This window comes from Candidatus Tisiphia endosymbiont of Ditula angustiorana (genome assembly GCF_964026425.1).
Classification (GTDB): Bacteria; Pseudomonadota; Alphaproteobacteria; order Rickettsiales; family Rickettsiaceae; genus Tisiphia.
In genome coordinates, this window is the sequence record NZ_OZ032143.1 from 1577951 (window position 1) to 1603003 (window position 25053).

At 32.4% G+C, this 25053-nt stretch carries 27 protein-coding genes and 4 pseudogenes; 17 read left to right on the plus strand and 14 right to left on the minus strand.

What is annotated here, in order from left to right; translation table 11 throughout:
• Window positions 1-29: 29 nt before the first annotated feature.
• The 3 genes from AAGD29_RS07550 to AAGD29_RS07560 form a co-directional block, all read right to left on the minus strand.
• The gene (locus AAGD29_RS07550; RefSeq protein WP_341757342.1) at window positions 30-920 is read right to left on the minus strand and encodes an IS982 family transposase; all 891 of its coding nucleotides are present in this window, start codon (window positions 918-920) and stop codon (window positions 30-32) included.
• A 79-nt stretch (window positions 921-999) separates the two neighbouring features.
• Window positions 1000-1122 carry a hypothetical protein gene (locus AAGD29_RS07555; protein WP_341757679.1) on the minus strand — a complete coding sequence of 41 codons (123 nt, stop codon included), beginning with the start codon at window positions 1120-1122 and terminating at the stop codon, window positions 1000-1002.
• Between the two features lie 324 nt (window positions 1123-1446).
• Entirely contained in the window at window positions 1447-1695 is a 249-nt protein-coding gene (locus AAGD29_RS07560; protein WP_341757680.1) for a hypothetical protein, read from the minus strand.
• Window positions 1696-1828: 133 nt separating this feature from the next.
• Between AAGD29_RS07560 and AAGD29_RS07565 the strand changes: the two genes are divergently transcribed.
• The 4 genes from AAGD29_RS07565 (at window position 1829) to AAGD29_RS07580 (ending at window position 4446) form a co-directional block, all read left to right on the plus strand.
• Window positions 1829-1963 (plus strand): hypothetical protein, encoded by a 135-nt coding sequence (locus tag AAGD29_RS07565; RefSeq protein WP_341757681.1) that lies wholly within the window; start codon window positions 1829-1831, stop codon window positions 1961-1963.
• Between the two features lie 477 nt (window positions 1964-2440).
• Window positions 2441-3187, plus strand: a complete 747-nt coding sequence (locus tag AAGD29_RS07570; RefSeq protein WP_341757682.1) for a DUF1376 domain-containing protein — start codon at window positions 2441-2443, stop codon at window positions 3185-3187.
• 193 nt (window positions 3188-3380) lie between these two features.
• A complete protein-coding gene (locus AAGD29_RS07575; RefSeq protein ID WP_341757683.1) occupies window positions 3381-4196 on the plus strand; it encodes a hypothetical protein in 816 nt (271 codons plus the stop codon).
• A 16-nt stretch (window positions 4197-4212) separates the two neighbouring features.
• Window positions 4213-4446, plus strand: a complete 234-nt coding sequence (locus tag AAGD29_RS07580; RefSeq protein WP_341757684.1) for a helix-turn-helix transcriptional regulator — start codon at window positions 4213-4215, stop codon at window positions 4444-4446.
• Window positions 4447-4635: 189 nt separating this feature from the next.
• On the opposite strand, the gene AAGD29_RS07585 is transcribed toward AAGD29_RS07580, so the two are convergent.
• Window positions 4636-4893, minus strand: a complete 258-nt coding sequence (locus tag AAGD29_RS07585) for a type II toxin-antitoxin system RelE/ParE family toxin (protein WP_341757685.1) — start codon at window positions 4891-4893, stop codon at window positions 4636-4638.
• Window positions 4883-5134, minus strand: a complete 252-nt coding sequence (locus AAGD29_RS07590; RefSeq protein WP_341757686.1) for a ribbon-helix-helix domain-containing protein — start codon at window positions 5132-5134, stop codon at window positions 4883-4885. The genes AAGD29_RS07585 and AAGD29_RS07590 overlap by 11 nt, the downstream gene beginning before the upstream one ends.
• Window positions 5135-5440: 306 nt before the next feature.
• Between AAGD29_RS07590 and AAGD29_RS07595 the strand changes: the two genes are divergently transcribed.
• Window positions 5441-6892: an IS4 family transposase gene (locus tag AAGD29_RS07595; protein WP_341757292.1), complete on the plus strand. Its 1452-nt coding sequence runs from the start codon at window positions 5441-5443 to the stop codon at window positions 6890-6892.
• 36 nt (window positions 6893-6928) lie between these two features.
• Here the strand turns inward: AAGD29_RS07595 and ltrA are convergent, their stop codons facing one another.
• Window positions 6929-8173: a group II intron reverse transcriptase/maturase gene (gene ltrA / locus AAGD29_RS07600; RefSeq protein WP_341757463.1), complete on the minus strand. Its 1245-nt coding sequence runs from the start codon at window positions 8171-8173 to the stop codon at window positions 6929-6931.
• Between the two features lie 438 nt (window positions 8174-8611).
• On the opposite strand from ltrA, the gene AAGD29_RS07605 reads away from it, so the two are divergent.
• The 7 genes from AAGD29_RS07605 to AAGD29_RS07635 all read left to right on the plus strand — a co-directional run bounded on the left by AAGD29_RS07605 (window position 8612) and on the right by AAGD29_RS07635 (window position 16111).
• Window positions 8612-9007 carry a transposase gene (locus AAGD29_RS07605; RefSeq protein WP_410521141.1) on the plus strand — a complete coding sequence of 132 codons (396 nt, stop codon included), beginning with the start codon at window positions 8612-8614 and terminating at the stop codon, window positions 9005-9007.
• Between the two features lie 260 nt (window positions 9008-9267).
• Window positions 9268-10443, plus strand: coding sequence for a nucleotide sugar dehydrogenase (locus tag AAGD29_RS07610; protein WP_341757687.1), 1176 nt, complete (start codon window positions 9268-9270; stop codon window positions 10441-10443).
• An 8-nt stretch (window positions 10444-10451) separates the two neighbouring features.
• Complete coding sequence (gene wecB / locus AAGD29_RS07615; RefSeq protein WP_341757688.1) at window positions 10452-11552, plus strand: non-hydrolyzing UDP-N-acetylglucosamine 2-epimerase; 1101 nt, start codon at window positions 10452-10454, stop codon at window positions 11550-11552.
• Complete coding sequence (locus AAGD29_RS07620) at window positions 11540-12646, plus strand: glycosyltransferase family 4 protein (RefSeq protein WP_341757689.1); 1107 nt, start codon at window positions 11540-11542, stop codon at window positions 12644-12646. Before wecB ends, AAGD29_RS07620 begins: the two co-directional genes overlap by 13 nt.
• Window positions 12647-12764: 118 nt before the next feature.
• Entirely contained in the window at window positions 12765-14408 is a 1644-nt protein-coding gene (locus tag AAGD29_RS07625) for a glycosyltransferase (RefSeq protein WP_341757690.1), read from the plus strand.
• Window positions 14409-14486: 78 nt separating this feature from the next.
• Window positions 14487-15410 carry a radical SAM protein gene (locus tag AAGD29_RS07630; protein ID WP_341757691.1) on the plus strand — a complete coding sequence of 308 codons (924 nt, stop codon included), beginning with the start codon at window positions 14487-14489 and terminating at the stop codon, window positions 15408-15410.
• Window positions 15407-16111 (plus strand): hypothetical protein, encoded by a 705-nt coding sequence (locus AAGD29_RS07635; protein ID WP_341757692.1) that lies wholly within the window; start codon window positions 15407-15409, stop codon window positions 16109-16111. Before AAGD29_RS07630 ends, AAGD29_RS07635 begins: the two co-directional genes overlap by 4 nt.
• On the opposite strand, the gene AAGD29_RS07640 is transcribed toward AAGD29_RS07635, so the two are convergent.
• The 5 genes from AAGD29_RS07640 to AAGD29_RS07660 form a co-directional block, all read right to left on the minus strand.
• Window positions 16094-16882 (minus strand): 2-phosphosulfolactate phosphatase, encoded by a 789-nt coding sequence (locus tag AAGD29_RS07640; protein WP_341757693.1) that lies wholly within the window; start codon window positions 16880-16882, stop codon window positions 16094-16096. The genes AAGD29_RS07635 and AAGD29_RS07640 overlap by 18 nt on opposite strands.
• A gap of 259 nt (window positions 16883-17141) precedes the next feature.
• Complete coding sequence (locus tag AAGD29_RS07645) at window positions 17142-17444, minus strand: HigA family addiction module antitoxin (RefSeq protein WP_341757694.1); 303 nt, start codon at window positions 17442-17444, stop codon at window positions 17142-17144.
• Window positions 17445-17464: 20 nt separating this feature from the next.
• On the minus strand, window positions 17465-17743 hold the full coding sequence (locus AAGD29_RS07650; protein ID WP_341751247.1) for a type II toxin-antitoxin system RelE/ParE family toxin: 279 nt from the start codon (window positions 17741-17743) through the stop codon (window positions 17465-17467).
• A 183-nt stretch (window positions 17744-17926) separates the two neighbouring features.
• Window positions 17927-18121, minus strand: a complete 195-nt coding sequence (locus AAGD29_RS07655; protein WP_341757695.1) for a hypothetical protein — start codon at window positions 18119-18121, stop codon at window positions 17927-17929.
• Between the two features lie 19 nt (window positions 18122-18140).
• On the minus strand, window positions 18141-19073 hold the full coding sequence (locus tag AAGD29_RS07660; protein WP_341757696.1) for an IS4 family transposase: 933 nt from the start codon (window positions 19071-19073) through the stop codon (window positions 18141-18143).
• 106 nt (window positions 19074-19179) lie between these two features.
• Here AAGD29_RS07660 and AAGD29_RS07665 point away from each other — a divergent pair.
• The 4 genes and pseudogenes from AAGD29_RS07665 to AAGD29_RS07680 all read left to right on the plus strand — a co-directional run.
• Window positions 19180-19503: pseudogene (locus AAGD29_RS07665) on the plus strand (transposase); the annotation flags it as partial.
• Between the two features lie 570 nt (window positions 19504-20073).
• Window positions 20074-21072 (plus strand): annotated as a pseudogene (locus AAGD29_RS07670) (reverse transcriptase domain-containing protein); the annotation flags it as partial.
• Between the two features lie 196 nt (window positions 21073-21268).
• Window positions 21269-21436 (plus strand): group II intron maturase-specific domain-containing protein, encoded by a 168-nt coding sequence (locus AAGD29_RS07675; RefSeq protein WP_410521201.1) that lies wholly within the window; start codon window positions 21269-21271, stop codon window positions 21434-21436.
• A gap of 183 nt (window positions 21437-21619) precedes the next feature.
• Window positions 21620-21841, plus strand: a complete 222-nt coding sequence (locus tag AAGD29_RS07680) for a hypothetical protein (RefSeq protein WP_341757698.1) — start codon at window positions 21620-21622, stop codon at window positions 21839-21841.
• On the opposite strand, the gene AAGD29_RS07685 is transcribed toward AAGD29_RS07680, so the two are convergent.
• The 3 genes and pseudogenes from AAGD29_RS07685 to AAGD29_RS07695 all read right to left on the minus strand — a co-directional run.
• A complete protein-coding gene (locus AAGD29_RS07685) occupies window positions 21838-22059 on the minus strand; it encodes a transposase (protein WP_341757360.1) in 222 nt (73 codons plus the stop codon). The genes AAGD29_RS07680 and AAGD29_RS07685 overlap by 4 nt on opposite strands.
• 18 nt (window positions 22060-22077) lie before the next feature.
• Window positions 22078-22841, minus strand: a protein-coding gene (locus tag AAGD29_RS07690) for an IS5 family transposase (protein WP_341757317.1) whose coding sequence is annotated in 2 segments (ribosomal slippage) — window positions 22078-22506 and window positions 22509-22841 — 762 coding nt in all. Because the reading frame shifts where the segments join, the coding sequence is not laid out codon by codon here.
• A 59-nt stretch (window positions 22842-22900) separates the two neighbouring features.
• Window positions 22901-23602, minus strand: a pseudogene (locus AAGD29_RS07695) (IS630 family transposase); the annotation flags it as partial.
• A gap of 72 nt (window positions 23603-23674) precedes the next feature.
• Here AAGD29_RS07695 and AAGD29_RS10350 point away from each other — a divergent pair.
• A pseudogene (locus tag AAGD29_RS10350) lies at window positions 23675-24703 on the plus strand (IS5 family transposase).
• The last annotated feature ends 350 nt before the right edge of the window (window positions 24704-25053 follow it).

Below are 25053 nucleotides of genomic sequence, written 5' to 3' on the forward strand. Positions count from 1 at the left end.
GATGGAATATATTTACAACATATATTACGTCAATTCGGGATAAGGATATTGAGAACATGTAGATTAAAATCAAATTTTGTTGAAGGTTTATTTTTCTTTAATGAATAAGCAACAAGAGTAGATAATATATGGACAAAGGCATTTATTGGTGATCTATGTCTAGTATGTTCAAGGTTCATTTTATTTTTTAGATAATCAAAAACTGTTTCAATTAAGTTACGCTTTCGAAGTAAGATTTTTTCTTTCAAATCCATTAATTTATTTTCCATATTCTTCTTAATTCCATGAATCATTTTTAAGCCTCTTTCATATAAATTTAAGAACAAATTTTGCTTAATATAACCTTTATCAGCTGCTATAATTCCAGTTAATCTTTTTGTTAACTCCGGTACTGGAATCCTATCATCTACATTGCCTTTGGTCACTTTTAATGCCATAAACTTCCCTTTATTATTGATTATTACATGTAATTTAAAACCATAAAAATACCCCATAGAGGATTTACTATGTTTGGCTAATCCTTTAAAAACTTTATTGCTATAACGCCTTTTATTGTGACAAGCTTTAATCGTTGTAGAGTCAATAAAATAAATACCTGTTTCCTCACCAAACAACAAATGAATCAACATATTTAGCGGTATGAATAATCGTGCCATTAATTCAACAAATCTATTATAACTCAAGGCTTTAGGGAAATCATCCTTATGCATGCACTCTATATAACTTTTATAGAAAAATTTAAAATTCTTAGCATAGGATGTATGAAACATAATTATTATTGTTAACATTTCACTTAAACTCATGCTACAACAGCGATTTCTCTGCTTATTTGATGGTAATAACTTTCTCTGTTCATACTCCAAATAAATTTTACAAAAATCATCTATAAAACTATATAATTCTGTGATATCTTTTTTCATGCCTGTAGTTTGTTTTTTTGTTTAAAAATATAAATACTGCAGGCACTCCTTTTTGACAATCCTTTTATCTATTACTATTTCATCTATATCTTATCCCAAACTGACGTAATCTATATTTTTGAGCTTCAATTGAATACCCTTCTTCTTGCTCCCTTGTTGAAACACGAACTAAAATTATTGATTTTGTTGCTTTGTCTGTCATATTTTTTCCTTTGATAATAGTAATAATAAATTAGAGTTTAAATTAATAAGTATTATGCATTCAGAGATAGAGCAAATACTGAACAAGTCAAGTTGAGTTTGCATTAAATTATCCAAGTAACCCCAGTATTAGAGCCAAGTGTAATATTTTTTTAGCATTAATAATTTTTAGTTATTGTAAAAATAATTGTTTTAACTCGTAGCAGGAGTAACTTTATCAAGTGCTTTATCATAGATACCCCTATTTAGCTATTTCAAGCCTCGCACAACGCATTTTAGTATTCTTGCGTATTTTGGGAGTACTTTTGATTATTACTCTCCAAATCTAAATATGGGCTTTTTTTAAATCACATTTCATCTTACTTTGCTCAGTCCTTTGCTTTTTCATCTTATAATCGATAATCTCCTGACAAAAACCTATTAAGTTTCTAGCTGCTGCGTGAAGTTCTTGGTCTGTAAGTTTACCTTTAGACATAATTGTTAGTTTGCTAACAATTGCTGTGTAAATTTCTTCAGACGAACGTTTATCTCTGTCTATTTCTTTTATCATCTGCTGTATATAAGCATTTTGCATAATATTCCCCTGTTGTTAAGCTTTTAGCCCTACTGCTTTATATTACTGTTAACTATTTTTTTTGATTTACAATAGCCATTTCATAATATGAAATGATCTATAACTGATAAACTCCTGCCTTATTTGGTTTAATATGATCAAAATTTACACGGTTACTAAGGGAGCAGTTGATGCCAACATTTTTTTTAAGCTTTCTAACCAAATATTTGAAGAAGAATTAAAAAATAAAAAGAACCCTCCCAAACCTGAAATAGATTTTAGCTATTGATACTTTCAGTTCGTTATAAATCTCTTTTATCGACCAATTACTTAAGCTAGTTAAGTGGTAGAGAATAATCTTATACTTAAATAGCTTATCTATAACATTTACTTTAGGTTGTTATTTTTATTACATATAATCATTTGAGTTGATTATATGTTTTTATAGCTAACCGAAATAGCAAGGTTATTATTAGTTGTAAATATCAATAAAATCTTCTTAATTTTAGGTACTAAGTGGTAAAAGTTATCCACAAAATCCGTGCATTAATCCGTGTATAAGTGTGTGTATAATATGTGGATATCGTGTGTATAACTTTTTTAACCTTGTGGATAAGTCCAAAATTTTTGTTTTTTTTCAATATTTTTTTAAAAATTTTTAGAGTTTTTTTGATTTGCCTTGAAATAATTTTTTGTTTTTCAACTTTTTAGCGTTTTTGAAGATTTTTTATAAGTATTTTACTAACCAAATTATTAGGAGAATTGTATGTTACAACCAACCAGCAAACCCTCTTCTCTTTCATCTTTTCTTGAAGGTACTGATTTACTTAAACATGATGAATTAGGTATTTACATTAGACTACTTGAACATATGTGGATAAGTTGTGGAAAACTGCCAAATAATGACCAAAAATTGGTCAATTTTTTAAAAATTTCCCTAAAAAAATGGCAAAATTATAAAAGAATTTTGAAAAAATTTTTCATTTTTTCTGATAAAAACATTACGCATTTACAGTTGAAAAAAGAATATCAAAAGGTCATAAAAATATCACGACAAAATTCCTTGAATGTAGCAAAAAGATGGGGAAAACATCGTAAGTACATTAGCAAATTTGAGGACAAAAAAGAGTCAACTCTAACGATACGATCGTATACACAAATTAAATACGACCGTATATACGATCGTATTACCTGCGCGCGCATGTCTAAAGATAATTATATTGATATAAGATTAGAGGATGATGATAGACCTGTGGATAAGTCACCAGTGATTGCCAAATTAGCAAAAACCGAAATAGCAGAACTAACTCAAAAGCTACAAGGGTTGTTCAATAAGCACGATATGGTTTTACCAGCAGATGCGTCGTTGCTTATAGAATGGCTAGAAAGCGGTATTAGCAAAGATTTTATCTACCAAAAAATCGAGCAAGTAGTAGCTCGCATTTGCCAGCATCAACTTGAACACCCAAGGTCATTTGCTTATTTCACCGCAGAGATAAAACGATACTGTTAGGCGGGGTAGTGGCAAGTGGAAGTTAAAGGTGCATTTGATAAAATAAATTTCACAATATGAAATAATTTAAATTATTTTTTTGCTTTAGTCTTTCTTTTTTATATAAAAGACCATTTCATGCAATGAAAAGCCTATTGTTTTATAAAAAAACCTTGTCATACTGTGATTAATAAAGGCAATTAGAGTAAAAATTATGAACAAAACTACCTTAGAAAAATCTCAACCTCAGCTTGCTTCAATGAAGCCAGTTAATGGACTTCTTGCAGAATTTGCTTTTGTGCAAGGATTTGACGGAGACTCAGAACCTCAATCCGCAGCGTACTCAAATTCTGTTACGGATTTGAGTCTAGACTCATTGTCTAAATCACCAGCAGAAGTAGTATTATGCGAGAAGTCTAATGAAATTTACAAAAATAGTGAGAGTAAGCATGAACAAAATGGTAAAAAAATGATTAAATATCCAATGAGTGAGCGGCTAATGAACCAGTGTTTAATCAATGAAGTTGTGTTTACTGGTTTAGTAAAAAATGTACTACAAGCAAAACTGATTGACCAATTAACTGGTACGTTTAACTTACAGATTCAAGAATTTGGCTATCGTCAATTTTTAAGCAATGGCACAACTATGGGTTTCTGTACCCGGAATTTTTGCACCAAAAATATTGACAATAGCCAAAACAAAAATCTTAGCTACCAATCTCTAATACAATTCTACAGTCAGCAAGCATGTAACAGTTTTGTCATTTACCAAAGAACCAAAGATAAAATTGAAGGGTTTTATTTTTTGCCATCAACTAATAGTCCGGAAATTATTAGCTATTACCTTAGCCACTTTGAATCTTTTGAACAGTTTATTAGTCTTGTAAGTCTTTACGTTAGCCTAGTTCTAGGTAGTATAAGATGCAGTAATTCATACTGCCAAAACTTACACAACAATGGCTTATACGTAAAAATTTTTAGCCCCAATAGCTTGGCAGAATTATTTCCTGAAGGGGTTTTAAACAATTAACTAAAATAACCCTATTATGCAAACAACTAAAATTAACGTAAAATATTTAGGCAAGTCTTTCATTCTTACTCAAAGATCTATGGAATGTCTTACACTTGCAGCTCTTGGCTTTCCTAAAAAGCACATAGCAGCTAGACTAGGCATATCGTACAGAACTGCAGAAAAACATATAACAAATGCTAAAAATAAAATTGGCATCTATCACCACCGACAATTATTAGATTTTTTATTTTCTTACCAACTGTTATAGTGAAACCTATTGAATTAGGTGATACAAATTTTGTGTCATACCTGCGAAGGCAGGTATCTAGATTCCCGCCGTTGCTAAGAATGACAACTTACAATCGTTATGTTCTTTGTCACCTAATCCTATGGACTTAACTATATAAGTAGCCTACTACCTCTTACTGATAATACAAATCAATATAAAAATTCTAAACTAATAAATATTACTTCTATGTCCTATTTTATTTATAATGAGCAAATTATTTTCTAAATCAATTTCATAAAGTATTCTGTAGTCACCGTATCTATATCGATAAAGACCTTTGTATTTACCAATTAACGGCTTTCCTAATTTTTGTGGCATCGATGTTAAATAGTTTTCCACTTTATTATATATTTTTAAAGCGATATCAGGAGAAATATTTGATAAATCTGCATCTACTTTATCCTCCCATTTAGTTTTATAAACCATGCTCTGCACGATATCTTTCTTCTAATCTTTGTTTCATTTCTTCAGAAGTATAAAATTTTCTGTTTGGACTTTTTATTCGTACTAAAGCATCTTCTACATCCTCTATATCTTCTAGTTGTTCTTTAATGTAGCTTTCAATTGCTTTATGAACAATATAGCTTTTTGATCTTTCCATTGATTTAGCTATCAAAGATAAAGAGTTATTTAAATCATCTGGAATACGTGTAGTAATTGTGGTCATAATAATGTCAATGTATTGTTGAATACATTGTATTCTAATATATTCATTATGTAGTTGTCAAGACTACCAAACAACAAAATAAATGGGTAAAAATGTCAACTATTCGTTTTTAGTTAATCTTCTATGCTTTACTAGAGAATAATTGAAGGATAAATTTAAATGACCCAGCAGCAAATTACTAGAAATGAAAGCACCAACACGGCTACTAAAATAACCTTACTATTACCCACAAAATAACAATGGTGAAAAAGAAGTAAAAATAATATACTGATTTGCAATTAAAATATTACATTGTAAAGGTATAGTATGAGTCAAGAAATAATAAATAATTATTTGACCGAGGAATTTAGTGGAGCTATTTTGGGTGATAAAAGGCTGACAAATAGGTTAATAAAGATAGCTGATAATTTTGCAAATATACCTGAAAGCTCAATTAATCAAGCATGTGGAAATTGGGCAGAAACAAAAGCAGCATATCGTTTTTTTAAAAACGATAATGTTAAGGAATCAAAAATATTAGAAGCCCATATTGCTAAAGCAGTAGAAAGAATCAAAGAGCATGATAAAGTTCTTGTTATACAAGATACTAGTTATATCACATATACTAGTCATAAAAAAACTACTGGATTGGGTGTGTTATCAAGAAAAGAGGGAAAGAATGTTAAAAATATTGAATGTAAAGGTCTGATAATGCATACTGCCTTTGCGGTTGCTACCAATGGATTAGCACTTGGGTTGTTGGATCAAAAGATTCACAATAGACCAGCAGTGCCTGAAGAAATACAACAGTTAAAAAAAACTAGTCATGGTAATGCGGTACATATTAAAGATAAAGAAAGTATGAAGTGGCTTAATGCATTACAGAACACTATTAATGCAACGAATAATAGTAATACCCAAATTATAACTGTTTGTGATAGAGAAGCTGATATATATGATTTTTTTGAATTGGCACAAGCTCAGAAATCTAAAGTTTTAGTTAGAGCTGCACAGGATAGAGAAATAAATAAAAAGTCAAAATATTCCAAAAAAGATAGACAATATTTGTGGAAGGTAGTATCGGGTTTCCAGTGTGCTGGAGAAATAGCAGTTAAAGATACTAGTCAAGAAAATAAAGCTAATAGGATTAGACATTTGGAAGTTAGATTTGGAAAATTTATAATGAATCCTCCTGTAAACAATGTAAGACATAAAACAGAAACATTGCCAAATTTACCAGTATATGCCATCAATGTTATTGAGCGTCGTCCCCCTAGTGGAACAACACCATTAGAATGGATGTTACTAACCAATATAGTTATCAATAATTTTGAAGAAGCTATAGAGAAAGTAAGATGGTATTGTTTAAGATGGAGAATTGAAATTTTTCATAAAATTTTAAAATCTGGATTTAGGGTTGAACAATGTAGACTTGCAACAGGAGAAAGATTAATAAAATACTTGACAATCATGAGCATAATTGCTTGGAGAATTTTTTTTATTACTTTAATTGGCAGAACTAATCCTAATCTACCATGTAGTGTAATATTAGCTGAAGAAGAATGGCGAGTTTTGTATGTAAAGATACACAAAGCAGCTCCCCCTAATAATACAATTCCTACAATAAAAAATGCTATAATATGGGTTGCTAAATTGGGTGGGTATTTAGCAAGAAAAAATGATCTAGAGCCTGGTCCTATTGTATTGTGGAGAGGATGGCAACGGTTATTTGATCTAGTTCAAGGTTATCAATTAGCTAACTCTAATATTTGTGGGTAATAGTAAGCTCACAGAACCGTACGTAACACTCTCGCGTTATACGGCTCTTCCTTTGGATTCACTTATCATGTACCAATGACAAAATGTGTGAGCTGATTCTGCTTTTAGTTTGCCTAAGTGTTTCCAAGCCTTATTCCATGTTGCATAACTCTCGTACTTCTTCTTAATAAATCGCACTAGATAGTTATTTATCACGTATTCTAGTTTGTATAAATCCGATCTCCTATAATGACCATAATAGTTTATCCATCCTCGAATAACCGGATTCACCCTTTCCGCTATATCTTCTAAGCTACCACTCACACTTACCTTAAGTTGCCACGTCTTCTTTATTTTATCTTTAATCATTTTCATAGCTCCTGTGCCAATTCCAGGCGTATATACAAGTTTACCGTGCCATATTCTTGGCTTAAAATCATACCCCAAAAAGCTAAATTTACGTGGTAAATTATGCTTCCTATGATCATGATCGTTTTTAATTCCTGTGTATACTATCTTGGTCTTTTCTAGGTTCAGCTCTAGCTTATATTGCTTTAGCCTTGCTTGAACTTTCTCTTTAATAAAATATGCTTGCTTCTCACTGCAACAATGAACCACAATATCATCGGCATATCTCTCATACTTTATATTGCTATGTATCTCTTGCATCCAATTATCAAAAGCTTCATGTAAATACAAATTAGCAAGTATCGGACTGACTACCCCACCCTGCGGAGTGCCTTTTTCCCTTGCTATTTCTATATTCCTGCCACTCTCTATTCCTGTCGCTTTCAAGAACCTTTTCGCATATAATACAATAACTTTGTCATCAGTATGTTTTAAAAGCATATCCAGTAATATATCATGATCTATATTGTCAAAGAATCCTTTAATATCAATCTCTACCAACCACTCATGCACAAAACACCTCTCTCTACATACCGTCACAGCATCTATTGCACTTTTACCGGGTCTGTAAGCATACGAGTTTTGGCAAAATTTGTCTTCTAGTATTGATTCTAGTCTATTCTTAACAACTACTTGTGCTATGCGATCACAAACAGTAGGTATCCCAAGTTGGCGATATCCCCCCTTAGCTTTAGGGATATTCACTAAAAGCACAGATTTAGCCATATAGCTTCCTGCTGACATCCTATTCCATATCTTATAGAGTTGATTATCCAAATCTCCTTCAACATCTTCTATAGTGATGCCATCAAAGCCACATGCTCCTCCGCTTTTTCGAACACTCTTCCAAGCATTCATTACTTCATCCTTGCTTACATCATAATGTTTAGTCATATAAGTATCATTTCCTACCTAATTGGTTGTTTGATCTTCTATCACTCCAAAAGTAAAGCCCTTTGCTCCAGTTTGTTTCCAAACCTTCATCGCTACTACAACTTTATCCGCCCCACTCCCATGGAAGAAAAGAGAATAGGAATGGTTCCCAAGTTCTAAGTAATAGCCTAATTCAAGTTCACGCCATCTCTATATCGACTGTCACTAATCCAAAACACACATTACCGATTAGTCCTTATCCTAGCGATGCTTGAGATTCCCTAGTTTTGACAGTATTTACTCAGATTTCGACACCTCATCGATTGGTTCGCTTACGCTCGTCTCCTTGAATCATACGTGACGATCTACATCGCCTTTTCCCCATCCGCTCAACACCATCTCCTTGAAAGAAACAGCACCGTGGGGTCGTTTGAGATCTGCTCGTGCTAGCCGATCTCGGTGGACCTACCACCATCTATTACTAAGCATTCAATAACTTACTACGATGAAGTTATTGATTCTTGGCACACTCAAGCTCATGATTTGCAAGGATCTGATGTTTTGATGAATGAATTGACGAAAGCGGATGCTGTACTTGCTGATAAGGCTTATGATGCCGATGTACGTATGCGAGATAAGCTGAAAGATAAGGGATGTATAGCTGTGATTCCCCCAAAGAAGAATCGTGTGAATCCAGCTAAGTATGATAAGGACCTATATAAAGCTAGGCATTTGATTGAGAACTTTTTTGCAAAATTGAAGCAATATAGAGCTATTGCAACACGATTTGACAAAACATCTCAGAACTTTTTGGGTGCTGTTTATATGGCTTCCATGGTAATTTGGCTCAATTGATGACACACCCTAGTAAAATTATTAATATATTTTAATATAAATTACTTATCATTTAACTTGACGGTGTAATATAAAGTTTTCAAAAAGAAAAGTATCTTATACCAGTACTCATTCTTGGTAGTCCTTCTGTCTTTGGACAACGAATACTATCACACATTTTGTTCATAGAACCTAGAGAGTTTAATAAGTGCAATTTAATGTTGCATAAGTTGCATAAATAGTGTAAAATAATTTTGTAAATGACAGTTTAAGCCAAAATTATGAGTAAAATGGATAAAAAAGTTTGTATTATAGGGTTAGGATATATAGGTTTTCCTATTGCTTGTGTTTTAGCAAATTCAGGTTATTCAGTTCTCGGGGTAGATATTGATGAAAAGGTAATATTGAGAATAAATACAACTAATCATATTACTTTTGAAGCAGAGGTAAAAGATTTATTTATAAAAGGAATGCATGATGGGAATATCAAAATATCTACAAAGATTGAACATTCCGATATTTATATAATTACTGTACAAACTCCTTTAAATTTAGAAAACAAACCAGATATCTCTTATGTAAATGCAGCAATTGAATCTATTACACCTTATCTTAGAACTGATAATTTGGTTCTTATTGAATCAACATGTCCGATAGGAACAACCGAGATAATGGCTAAACAACTTCGAGCTGTTTGTGCTAATATATTTGTAGCTTATTGTCCAGAAAGAATATTACCTAGTAATATTCTTAATGAATTAATACATAATGATAGGGTTGTAGGGGGAATAGACAGACAATCTGGGATACGAGCATCTGATTTTTATAGATCATTTATTCATGGTGGGATAGAAGTTACTGATTCAAAAACAGCAGAAGCAGTTAAGCTTGCAGAAAATACCTATCGTGATATTAACATTGCTTATGCTAATGAGTTATCTATGATTGCTGATCATATTAATATAAACATAAATGAATTGATTTGGTTAGCGAACAAGCATCCTCGTGTAAATATTTTACAACCAAGTCCAGGTGTGGGTGGTCATTGTATAGCTATAGACCCGTACTTTTTAGCAAATGCAGCACCTAGATTTGTCCAGTTAACACTAAAAGCAAGGGAAGTTAATATCAATAAAACTAATTGGGTAATTCAGAAAATAAATAAAGTAGCAAAAGAAAATAATGTTAGAACCATAGCTTGTTTAGGTCTAACTTATAAACCTAATGTACCTGACACTAGACAATCACCGGCTATCATAATAACTGAGACTCTTAAACAAGAATTTGATGTTATTGCTTTTGATCCATATGTTAAAAATATAAAATCAATAAATTATTTACTAATAAAAGCAGATATGGTGGTTGTGTTAGTTGCTCACAATGAATTTTTGGATATATCTAACCATTTATTTCATGAAAAAATTTTTCTTGATTTTACCGGAGTATTTATAAAATGAAAACAGTAATGACAGTAATAGGGACACGACCTGAGGCGATAAAACTTGCCCCTGTTATTACAGCTTTTAAGGATAATAAGTATTTTAAGAATGAGATATGTATAACCGGACAACATACATCTTTACTTGATTCTTTGCTTTTAGATATGAACATTAAAGTCAGTTATCAATTTGAACCTATAGAAAGTAATGGTTCTCTTTGCCAAAGCACAGTGCATATGTTATCACAATTTAGTAATATATTAGAAAAATCAAGACCAAATTTAATTATTGTTCAAGGAGATACTACAACAGCTTTTGTAGCAGCCCTTGCTAGTTTCTATTTGCGTATACCATTAGCACATATTGAAGCAGGTTTGAGGACAGGTAATATATATTCACCATGGCCTGAGGAAGTACATAGATGTTTTATAGATAAACTTAGTACTTATTTTTTTACGCCAACCAATCAAGCAAAAATCAATCTTATCAAAGAAGGGGTACAAGTTGATAAAATTTGGGTAGTAGGTAATACATCCATAGATGCAGTAAGACTTGTTAATAACAAATTATATAGATTGGAAACAGATTATAAATCAAAATTTATCTTAGTTACAATTCATAGAAGAGAAAATCATGGTGAAGTGCTAAAGGAAGTTTGTAATGCTTTACATAATATTTCTAAACGGTTTTTAGATATAAAAATAATATTTTGTTTACATCCTAATCCTTCTATAAGTAAGGCTGTGAAGAAGTTATTATCAGATATAGATAATATTGATTTAGTTTCACCAATAGATCATATTCTATTTATTAAATTGCTAAAAGAATGTCTTTTTGTAATAACTGATTCTGGAGGGATACAAGAAGAAGTAACATTTATTGGAAAGCCTGTACTCATTATTAGAGATACAACTGAAAGATTAGAAGTAATTGAAGCTAATACAGGTATATTAGTAGGAACAAAATCAGTTAATATTATAAAGAATTGCAATAATTTATTAAAAAATCCGAATTTGCTGGCTGCAATGTCAAGAGTGCATTTTCCTTATGGGGATGGTTACGCAGCAGAGAAGATAGTTAATATCTTGGAACAAGAATTTAAAAAAGAAACTATATGCAAAAGTTAGGTATTCTATTTTTTGCTGATCGTCTTCCTCCATTAATCGGTGGCATGGAAATGCATGCCAAATATTTTACAGAATATTTCACTACTCATTCTAGGTTTCCTATTTTGAGTATAATTACAAAAAATGCTGAAGGGCAAGATTGTATTATATTAAACAAAGAAACTAAACCAATAAATTTAAATAAATTAGATAATGTATTTAATCCAGTTATTATATTTTTTAATAGTGGGCGATGGATAGAAGATCTTAAACAACTTCGTAATATATTTCCAAAAACTAAATTTATATACCGTACAGGTGGTAATGAAATTTTGAAAGCTTCTTTGATTAGTGGAAAAATGTCAGAATATATTATGCGGCGATCATATTGGGTTGATATTTTAAATGATACTGTAGATTTATTAATAACCAATTCTACTTACACGGAAAATCGTTTAAGTAAAATTGGTATAAAATGTCCTTTTAAACGTTTTGTAGGTGGAGTAAATATATCTGCATTAAAGGCAGCAAGGATTTTAGATAATAAACCTTTTACTATCTTCTGTGCCGCTCGTTTTGTTCCATATAAAAATCATTCATTAATGATATCTTTGGTTCATGAGTTAGTGTTAAGAGGCTATAGCTTTAAGTTGAGGTTAGCCGGGGAAGGTCCTTTACTTGAACAAATAAAAGGACTAGTAGATAAGAATGATCTGAGTTCAGTTGTAGAATTTCTTGGAGTACTCGAAAATGAAAAAATATGTGAAGAGATTATCAATGCAGATATTTACATGCAATTAAGTTGTGATAAAGTAACAGAAGTTCCCGGTGGTTCATATATTCATTCAGAAGGAATGGGACGTTCTATTTTAGAGGCTTTAACAGCAGGAACTTTTATAATAGCTGGTAACAGTGGTGCTTTGCTAGAGGTTATTACAGCCGATCGTGGATTACTGGTTAACTTCAATGATTTTCAACAAATAGTTAATCAGGTTGAACAGATTTTAAAATATCCTCAAGTTAGAAAGCCTTTGGACGATAAATTTTGTTGGTTAAAAATTTTTAAAGGTTATGAAGAATTATTTAAGGATATATCTAACCCGATAAGGGTTTAGATATAAAAATTTCTTTTACCAACATATTTTGTTTAATCAATGATTTTTGTAAGTATTTACATACAGAATAAAGTAAATCTTTTGTTACCAAATCCTAAAAGTAAAGGTGTATCTAAACATGAAAATATTATTAGTTACAGAAAAATTTAGTCCTGATAAAACTCAACGTGATGGTGGAGCTAGGTTGGTAGATACCCTAAAACGAGGTTTTAAAAATTGCTTAAGCATAATGCAATTTGGTGGACAAACCAATTCGTCAGCAACTTGGAGTTTTGATTATCCTGTGAATTTGGATAATCGGTTTGAAAAAAGGCTTGCTAATGCTGAGTTTATTGCAAAAAAAGTAAAATCTGTTGAACAGCAATTTACTCATATAATTTTTATCCATATATCAATGCAATTTGGGTTTATTGATATTAAATTACGGGAAGAGATAAAAACATGGACATTCCCTATGTTTTTGACGCCTTCTTACCAAGCATCTGGCGAAAACGTACCATCCAAATATACAGAAATGGAGTTTTTGACTCTAGCTAATACTCAAAATGTCTTAACACCAAGTTACTTGGAAAAAAAGCAATTAATAGAATTTTATGCAGTTTCGAAACGAAAGATTCAAGTAGTTCCAAGAGGTGTAGATACAAGTTTACTTATACCTAAAATTCGTTTTTTTAATAAACTACCGGTATTTTGTAGTTTAGGTAGCATCAAGCCTCAAAAAAATACTCTTGGATTAATAGATTTATTTGCTAAAGTGAAAAACAGATTCTCTGAGGCAACACTCCGTATCATTGGACCAGTTCAAAATCAGGAATATTATAATGCGGTTAAGAATAAAATTAAAAAATTGGGACTTGATAACATTATAGAATTAACCGGCTATATACCTCCAGCTAAACTTGCATCGGCTATTGAAGATTTACACATTCATATCTCTACCTCAACTTGTGAAACCTTTGGTCGCTCAATCTTTGAAACTCTTGCTTCTGGTATACCGAATATAGCAAGAATACAAAATAATGCTGCCGCTGAATTCTTATCAGATTTACCTTATGCTAAGTTCATAAGTAATAATAATGAAGCACTAGATGCTATTGAAGAAGTGCTTAATAATCTACCTAAACTATCAGAAATGTCGCTTGAAATTGGTAAACTTTATAGTGATAAAATACTTGAGAGGTTACTTGTAGCAAAAATTCATAATAAAAAAGCTGTAGCTATAAGTGATTTTGACGGTACACTTTTTCATAAAAATGATTATGAAAGAACAAAAAAATGCATGTCAAAATTCCAGCAATTTTCAACAAAAATTATATGTAGTGCACGTTCACTTAATGATTTGCTTAAAGAGATTAGACAGAATAATCTAAAAGTAGATTGGATTATAGCCTATAGCGGTGCTGTAATTGCTGATGGTGAAGGTAATATACTATTTATTACCCCAATTGATTTGAAAGATATTAAAAAGTTACAATCCTTAGTTCCAGAAGCAAGGAAGATAACTGTGTCAAAACAAGTTGTGCAAATGTCTATGCCAATAAGTTTATTACTAGATATTTTTGATTTGCATGTTGAAATTTATCAAGAAATAGCTTTTGTAGCTAATTGGCAGTCCTCAAAATTACGTGCAATTCATAGACTTTTAAATCATATTAGTTGGTCTGGAACAGTTGAAGCATTTGGAGATAGTGAATACGATAAAGAATTTTTAACTTACTTTGGTGGAAAGTTTGTTAAAACTATTAATAGAGTTCTTGTGTAATTAAACGATCGCTTAATTACACAAGAACTCTATTAAGGTATCAAAAAAATTAGTAGCTTAATAAAAACGGAGGAATGTATGAGTGATTCATATTACAAAGGCTATTGGATGATAACAAATCGTTGTAATTTAAGATGCAGTTATTGTGTACTTGAAGATGCACCGCATCAGCTCAAGGCAGAACTTAATCTAGAATCCAAGAAAGAATTAGTGAGCCATTTGTATCACAAACTTAACTTTCGCCGTCTTACATTATCAGGTGGAGAAGTAATTATTTTTGGTAAACATCCACCAAAAGAGTTCATTGAGTTACTTCGTCATATTCGAAAATTTCGTTCAGAAGATCCAGCTAAAAACTTAACTATAGAGCTTTATACCAATGGTACTTACTTAGATGAAAATGTTGTTAATGAAATGCAGGGAGTAGTCGATATTGTTGCTGTTACGATTGATAGTACTGAAGATAGTTTTTTGACAGAAATTGGTAGAAATTTTGGTGGATATAAGGAGTATTATAAAAATATTATGAATAAATGTAGCTTAATTTCAAAGGCTGGTATTGAATTAAAGTTTCACAGTGTTATTAGTACTAAAAATTATTTAACATTACCGAGTCAAGTTAAAGATATTCTTAATTCTCTAAAAAGTGCAGGTGGTAACTTATCATGCTGGAAATTTTATCAGTATATGTCATACGACAACCCTGAAAAAGATAATGCCCATGCAATCTCAACTAAAATGTATGAACAGTTTAAGGATAGTAGTATGGAAGCCTTATCAGGAAGAAGAATAAGTTTGCATTTTAAGGATAATAAAGAAATGGATGCTTCATTATTTAATATCTTGTCTTATGGTAATGCACAATATATGAGAGATGATGATACATGGTCAACTAGTAAACGTACCGAAGACTTGCGTTCTTATGGTTCAATGTCAGAATTATTTGCAAAGCATGATATTAACGAAGAACGTTTTCGTAAATTTCATGAGATGTGCTTATGAGTGTTATAGTAACTGTTGACCTTGATTGGGCATGTGAACCTGCTATAGAAGGAATCTTAGCTTTTTTAGAAGATAAAAAGATTACTCCTACTATTTTTAGTACCCATAATTCATCTATAGTAGAAGCCGTTATAAATAAAATTGAAATAGGACTCCATCCGTATTTTGGTACAAATTCATCACATGGTACTACAATTTCAGAGGTAGTAAAGCACGTTATGGATTTGCCTCATAATTTGGCAGCTTTCCGTTGTCATCGGTTTGCCACATGTAATTTATCTAAGCAAGCTATGTTTGAGGCAGGTATGTTAATATCATCAAATGTATGTACGGATCTAGAAATAATTACTCCTTTTAAAGATCGGTTTGGTTTTCTTGAAGTCCCTATTTCTTTGGAAGATGGTGGATATTTGTGGCGTAATCACCCAATGCAACTGGATGAAAGGTTGCGGAATATTGTTTTGAATCAAGCAACAAAAGTTATTACTATTCACCCTATGCATTTTGCTATAAATACTCCCTATTTTGCTTACATGTATGATATTAAACAATCAGTAAGTCGGGAAGAATGGAAAAATATGACTAAATCTACCCTTAATAAGCTTAAGTGGCAAGGATATGGGATTAGAAATCTAATTATTGAACTATTAGGAATAGTACCGGAAACCTTACCTTTAAGAACGTTAATTACCACGAGTTAGGATTGCATAATTATCCATAATAGTTGCCTTGATTATAAAATTGAAGTGGTCTATTTTAAGACAGCGAAAAAAATCTTCTTTAGGATATTGCCACTGGTCTTGAGAAAAAAAGTATTTGCCTGAACTTTCTCGAAGTATAGACAAAAATTTAGTCAAATTTGTCTTTTTTCCATTAATGAGATCTTTAATATATTCAGCACAAACATTATCTTCTAGGGAAGGAGTTGTACCCTCATGTCCCATAGGAATTATTATAACTTTTGCATTTGATAGTGTTTTAATATATTCGGCAGTTGCACCTGCATTAACAAAACCTGCAGCAAGTATTATATCTGCTTCCTTAGCAAGAAGAATTCCCCAAGCCCCTGCTTCTGTCCTATGTAATACACTTCTACCAGCTATAGTAACAGCTCTAACTCTTGTTGGAGAATTTGGAATATCATAAATGAGATCTACTCCTTTTTCTGATTTCCCAATTAATAAAGGGTTATTGAAATTTGTTGCCAAACGAGAAATGATAGTACTTTCTTTTGCCAGCATATATATTGTTGGATTACGGTCTAGGACATAAGCCGCTGTAGTAAAAGCACGAAATACATCAATAATTACTATCACCTGAATTTGGTGCTTTTTATTAAACCTTAATTGTGTTGGTGCTATTATATATATTTTTTGGCAACCTGAGTCACATAGTGAGGTCATCTTTTTTTTTTGTGTACAACCACTAAATATAAATAATATAATAATCACTAAGTAATGATATTGTTTCATAAGAAAAATTTAATTTTATTTAGTTTTTAAATCCTAATTACATATGTTGTACTTGCATGTATCTTAACACCAATAAGTCTATTCAAGACCATTCAAAAGCAGAGGCAAAGCTAAATTTGAATTAGAAATCTACATCAAATCATTGGACTTATATCTTTAAGATGTACTTTAAATTGGTAAATCTTAGTATTGTCAGACATATAAAAGCAATTTGACCTAATCACAACTTGCTCTATGATTAGATTTTTAGAATGAATGTTTAACTTGCTACAGATAAAGTACGTATTTTTTGTTCTGTGGTCTTCCAACCGTTATCTTCGGCAAATTCCAAATCGTATTGATTCTGCATGTTCATCCACCAGCGAGGATTCACATTAAAGTATTTCCCAAGCCTTAGAGCAGTATCAGCTGTGATAGAACGATGGTGTTTAATTATATTATTTATACGGGTAACAGGTACACCAATATCACGAGCTAGTTGGCTTTGACTTATTCCCATAGGCTCTATAAATTCTTCAAGAAGAATTTGACCAGGTGAAATAAGGGATAATTTCTTTGTCATAGCTAATACCTCTTAATAAATTAGTGATAATCAACAATTTCTACATCGTAAGCATTCCCGTCATACCAAACAAAACACACACGCCATTGCTTATTGATACGAATACTATATTGGGTTTTACGTACACCTTTAAGAGCTTCTAGACGATTTGAAGGCGGAACACGTAAATCTTCTAAATTAACGGTTGTATGCAACATATATAATTTTTTGCGTGCCTGCTCGCCAAAAGCCTCAAAACGTTTAACTAGTTCTCTATTATGTAATTTCTCAGTATGTTTACATTTAAAACTTACAATCATTTTATAACATTATCAGTTTAACTTCAAGCATTATAACATTTACTATCAGTAACATTTACATTAATTTTCATGCCGGTACACGTTAGCATTCGTATCTTAATTATTTGTGGTTAGGCGATTTAAAGTATCATACAAAGTAGAAGCCGAGTAACCCACCCACAACTGTCGAAAGTTCGAAGGGGATCATATTTTCAGCTCCACCAAGTTTGGATTACCGCCACAAAAAAGTACAATATCTTTAATAAGTTCCTTCTCAATGAACAAAGTAAACTTTAATAACGCCATCTTAAATCCTGTTAGTTTATTACTAATTTTAAAAATTATAAACAAAATTGCTGCTATTAAAATGCAATATAAATATACCTGCATTCCATTCATATTATGACTGACAAAATTCTTAAATTGTAAATTTTGTTTGATAAATTTGAAAAAATTCTATAGACCAGCGTTTCTTATAGGATTCAGCAAGCTCCTCTGCAGATAAATCTAATATGTTAGTCAAAAACCATAACTCATCTTTAGCAACATTTTTAGCTTTAATTAACCTTAAATTACAATTAATTTTCTGATGTTTCTTGTTATATAGATTTACTATTTCGTCTCTTGTAATATCTAAATTCCCTGCATTCACTATATCGTTTCTTTTAACTAAATGATATTTTCTATTTAACTTTATACGGGTAATAAATTTCTTTTCTTGCTTATCTAACTCTCTAAAACTATCTGCACTTGACACTCCTCTATCAAATAGCAATACATCTTCTTTTTCTATCTTAGCTTCGTTAATCGCTTTAACTAATGCTATATCTTCGCTGACTTCCGATTGTCCATTACAAAATCTTATATTATTTGCTATTGAATTCTTTAATCCAACACTAATCTTAATATGCCTAGCTGTTTCCTTCCCTCCAGCATTTATACCATCTTTCAATAATTTACTAGATAAACTAATAATTGTTGAATCAAATATATTAAATTTTTGTTTATCATTTCCTGCAAATTTATTGTTATATTTATTTACTAAATCTTCATAAATTCCTTGAAAATATTTAACGTTTATACTTTCCAACCTCTTACCAATAGAACTATGATCTACTTGCTTCTTGTTTGGTCTTTTTGATTTTAACAACTCAGACAATTCTTTGCTATTATTACATAGCATCTCTAATGAGCGTAAACTAACAGCTCTTTTCATAAGAACGCATTTTACAAAATTTTTAACAATAAATTTTCCTGTAATTTTGTTATTGATTTTATCAACTTTATATAATGTTCCTAATTCCTCTAATTTTTCCTTATCTATTAAATTCATTATTTCCGATATATTCATTTGTATTAGCCTCTTTATGTTTACTAATACTTGATTATATCTACTTTTTTACTTATGAAAATCCTCTAAAACCACCTATACCTTCGAACTTTCGACAGTTGTGGTTCCAGTACCGGAGTTAACAAAAAGATTAACTGGAATTATAGCAGCTGATAAAGGTTATATTAAGCAAAATTTGTTCTTAAATTTATATGAAAGAGGCTTAAAAATGATTCATGGAATTAAGAAGAATATGGAAAATAAATTAATGGATTTGAAAGAAAAAATCTTACTTCGAAAGCGTAACTTAATTGAAACAGTTTTTGATTATCTAAAAAATAAAATGAACCTTGAACATACTAGACATAGATCACCAATAAATGCCTTTGTCCATATATTATCTACTCTTGTTGCTTATGGGCGATGTGAGGTTATATATATGATTGTTTAACTATGAAAATTGATTAAACCTGTTGTTCTACCAACAGTAGCCTACTGGTACATGCATTGAAGTAATTCTTTGTTTGAAGCTACCAGGACAATGTACTCGGCTTTTAAAGAGAATCTAAGCTGTGAGGTAAAGATTAAACTGCAAGCATCATGTGGTTAGAGGCTAGGCTTAGATGGTATGGTTAACATATGTGAACTACTGATAAATGTCGTTACAGTCGTAAGGAGCTAAAGATGCTGATAAGCTCTGTCCAAAAGGATAAGTGATCTGGTTATTGTGCTATAGGCTCACGATACGTAGACTTTATGATCACCGGCAGAAAGGTAGAACCTAACCTATCTATGTCATATATATAGAACACAGTAAGCCTGTATTTCTTCCCGGACTGGGAAAGTAAGCCGTAAGGTAAACTGATAGGGATGCAGGTAGAGGAGAGACGGAGAAAGCGAAGGCTGTTTTGTAATGAGGCAGATAAGGGTTGTAACATTATCCTACGCGAAAGCGGGCAGACTTCCGTTATGGTCTCTTATTACGAGAGAATTTGATGAAACTTTTAAAGGAGAAAAGCAAATGGTGGTTACAAATCAAATTGTAGCTAGTGCATCTACTGACAGCAATGTGAGTTGGCACAGTATTAACTGGAGTCGATGTAACAGAGTTATTAGAAGTCATCAGATGCGTATCGTAAAAGCAATACAGGAAGGTAGATGGGGTAAAGTTAAAGCTTTACAACGACTATTAACCCATTCTTTTAGCGGCAAAGCTCTTGCAGTTAGAAGAGTGACTGAGAATCGAGGAAAAAGAACTGCGGGTGTAGATCAAGAAATTTGGCATACACCTGATCTTAAATCTCAGGCAATAATAAACTTGAGGCAACATGGTTATAATCCATCCCCTCTTAGAAGGATTTATATACCAAAGGTGAATGGTAAGAGACCACTTGGTATACCTACTATGAAAGATAGAGCTATGCAAGCTCTTTATAAGCTAGCATTAGAACCAGTTGCAGAAACAACAGCAGATAGACATTCGTATGGGTTTAGAGCAGAAAGATCAGCTGCAGATGCCATAGAACAGTGTTATATAGTCCTTTCTAGGAAATGCGCTGCTCAATGGATACTGGAAGCTGATATTGAAGGATGTTATGATAACATTAGTCATCAATGGCTTCTAGATAATATTCCAATGGATAAAACCATATTAAGAAAATGGCTAAAAGCTGGATATATGGAAGCTGGTAATATCTACCCTACTGAATCTGGCACTCCGCAAGGTGGCATCGCTTCAGCATTACTTGCGAATATGACTCTAAGTGGATTGGGTAAGTTACTAGCTGAAAAGTTTCCGATGAAAATATCCTCAAGAAAACCGGCTCATAAGATCAACTATATTATCTATGCTGATGATTTTATTATCACAGGTCGATCCAAGGAACAATTAGAGAATCTTGTTTTACCTATTGTAGAGCAATTTTTACAAGAGCGAGGATTGAAGCTATCTAGTACTAAAACCAAAATTACTCATATTGATCAAGGTTTTGATTTCTTAGGACAGAATGTACGGAAATATACTCGATGAAAATCAACAATTGCGTTGTTGTTGTCCAAGACCTGCGGTGCTCACGTACTAATGTACGCTGTGCTCCTCGGCTTGGACACTCCTAGCACTTGTTGATTTTGATCTTCGTCTACCAACTCTTCATTTACGAGCAGTATATAATGGCAAGTTTCTTATCAAGCCATCTAAAAACAACTTACAAAACGTCATAAGAAAGATAAGGAAAATTGCTAAAGATAATAAGATGATCAAACAAGTTTTATTGATAACTATGCTCAACCCTATTATCAGGGGTTGGACTTTATATCATAGACATATAGTTGCTAAAGAGAGTTTCAGTAAATTAAGGCACGAGATATTTAAGATTGTATGGTGATGGTCTAAACGTCGGCATCCAAATAAGAGTAGTAACTGGGTTAAGAATAAGTATTTTAAGTTTATAAGAGGTGATGCTTGGAGATTTGCTTGTATAGCTGACAAGCCAAAATTAGGGGAAGAACCAATTATTTATAAGCTTATTGACCCAGCTAAACTACCTATTAAGCGACATGTAAAGATTTTGTCCGAAGCTAATCCATATGATAAGCAATGGGATGATTATTTTGAAAAAAGATTAAAACATAAAATGTATGAATCTTTATCAGATAACAGAAAATTATTAAGTCTATGGAATAAGCAAAAAGGTAAGTGTCCGAATTGCACGCAAATCATCACATTAGAAACAGATTGGGATATACATCATGTTATCCCAAAATCAAAAGGTGGTGATATACTCAATTAACCTGAAGAGTTGCAGAAATGGTTAACGGTAATAGTTTGGAAATTATCGTTTATTAAGGTACGTAACCTATCTTTATAATCACCGATGTTGCTAAAAAATTTGTTTATTGCTTCCGAAAATTGTTCAAAATTATGATAAAATTTATTATTAGTTGTAATACGGTGCATAAACTTCCATAATCTCTCAATTGGGTTCAGATTTGGACTATATGGTGGCAAAAATACTAGGGTGTGTCATCAATTGAGCCAAATTACCATGGAAGCCATATAAACAGCACCCAAAAAGTTCTGAGATGTTTTGTCATATCGTGTTGCAATAGCTCTATATTGCTTCAATTTTGCAAAAAAGTTCTCAATCAAATGCCTAGCTTTATATAGGTCCTTATCATACTTAGCTGGATTCACACGATTCTTCTTTGGGGGAATCACAGCTATACATCCCTTATCTTTCAGCTTATCTCGCATACGTACATCGGCATCATAAGCCTTATCAGCAAGTACAGCATCCGCTTTCGTCAATTCATTCATCAAAACATCAGATCCTTGCAAATCATGAGCTTGACCCGGGGTAAGATGGAATCCCGTTGGATTCCCTAGAGCGTCACATGTGGCATGGATTTTAGTACTCAGCCCCCCTTTACCTCGTCCAATTGCTTGGTCATCATCTAACTCTTTTTTTTAGCACCGGCACTATGTTGATGAGCCCTAACAATGGTTGAATCAATCATGGCATACTCGTTATCAGCATCTTCAGCCAGCATCTCAAAAACCTTTTTCCACACACCTGTCTTGCTCCACCTTGAATGACGTAGGTGAATCACTCGAAAATCTCCAAAACGTTCAGGTAGGTCTCTCCAAGGTATACCAGCCCTATATCGATACAAGACTGCTTCTACAAATAGGCGATTATCCTTGGCTGTTACACCAACAGACTCTTCCCTTCCAGGTAGCTTATCTTTAATCCGATCCCATTGATCGTCACGTAGAGCATATCGACGCATAGAGAAAATTTATCCTTAATTTTTTCTCTATTACACAACAAATAAACGCTCCTGTCAACTTAATTGATGACACACCCTAGCTCTATTTTCGTATTTACTAGGTATTCCTTGACTTTCTTGGATTTGTGGTAACTAGCATTGTCACAGATTAAATATATTCTCTCCTTGTCACTATTCTCCTCTTCTAACTTTTGTAAAAAATTAACTATCTGCTCCCCATTTATTTTGGGGTTCTCTGTACTTACTAACTGCAAATCGGCTAGGTTAATAGCACCAATCATGTGCTTTCTTTTCCAGCCACTGAATGTTGGTAAGGTTTTATCTTGGTTCTTTCTTATCCAACCACACCTTGCCCTTGCTTGATACTGAGGATGAACACCATCCATAAAATATATAGCTTCCTTATCTCTGAGATTCCCTTTTAGCAAACTGTAGTTTAACTTAAATAATTCTTGCTTGTCAAAATCCAGCTTAGCCGGTACTATTTTCGGCTTCTTGTAAACAAATCCCAGTTTGTATAGTAATTTTGTTACTCCCGTTATCGTATATGTCACACCATATTTGTTCTCAATGTGATGCATAATATCTTTCGCATAAACATAATTATTTGCTTCTAGGTGAGTCACTAATTCTGTCTTCTCACCATCACTTAATTTGCTTGCACTACCCCCATTGTCGGTATTAAGCTTATTGGCTTTTTGATAATCAACAATATGTTTTCTTATCGCTTCGTGGCTCAAGAGTAGTACCTTAGCAATCTCTACATTAGGCTTCTTTCGAAACTAGACAATGATGTAGAATGGTGTTATAAATATCTGATTTGAAGTAATAATATGAAATTCGATCAGATTAAAGAGTTAGAGGATGAAAAATTTCGTCGATTAACAGGAGTAAAGAAGGGAACATTCTCAAAGATGGTGGATATTTTGAGGCAAGCTGATGGTCTTAAGAAATCAAAAGGTGGGCGTAAAAATAAGCTCAATTTGGAGGAACAGTTGCTGATGGTCTTAGAATACCTTAGAGAATACCGTACTTATTTCCATATAGGTCAGAACTATGGGATTAGTGAAAGTTCAGCATATAAAGCTGTTAAATGGGTAGAAGACACCCTAGTTAAACACCCAAACTTTGCTCTTCCAGGTCGTAAAGCTCTAATGAAGAGTGATATGAATTATGAAGTAGTCTTGATTGATGCTACTGAGAGTCCTATAGAAAGACCCAAAAAAAACAAAAATTCTATTATTCAGGAAAGAAGAAAAGGCATACACTAAAAACTCAAATAGTGGTAGACAAGAAAACACACCAAGTAATATGTACAGATTTTTCTAACGGTAAAAAACATGACTTTAGATTATTTAAGGAATCCAAAATTCTTATCCATCCTAAGGTTAAAGCGATTACTGATACAGGATATCAAGGTATACTGCTCGTAAATGAAGAGTTGGTAGACGAAGATCAAAATCAACAAGTGCTAGGAGTGTCCAAGCCGAGGAGCACAGCGTACATTAGTACGTGAGCACCGCAGGTCTTGGACAACAACAACGCAATTGTTGATTTTCATCGAGTATATACAAAAAATTCACAATAATTCTGAATTACCAAAGAAAAAAAGCAAGAAAAATCCTTTAACTAAAAATGATAAAAAGAATAATCGTAGGTTAGCAGGAGAAAGAGTTCTAAATGAAAACGTTATTGGTATGCTAAAACGGTTCAAAATTATTGCTGACAAATATCGAAATAGACGTAAAAGATTTGGTCTTAGATTTAATTTGATCTCTGGCATTTATAATTTTGAACTACGTCAACCAGTTTCGAATGAGGTCTATTACTATACCCATCGTCATACATCAAAACTGCCTTAATACGATCACGTATGCGTCCGTCTCGTTCTGTCTTATGACGTTCCTTCAACTTTTCTCTTTGTTCTTCTGTCAATACATTCTTACTCATAATGTCCTAAACTTTATAATATCTCTCCTATCTTTGCAACTCTTCATTTATGAGTAGTATAATAGGAGCTCAAATTTGATGATGCTACACATCAATTGCCATAAACAGATCCATAATCGGAGATTCAATGTTGAAGCTGGTTCTAAATAAATTGGGCTTTAAGAGGCTTGAGCCGTATGATGCGAAAGTATCCTGTACGGTTCTTAGGGGATGGGAGAAAGGTAACTTTCTTTCATTACCCGACTCATTAAAAAAAAATAAA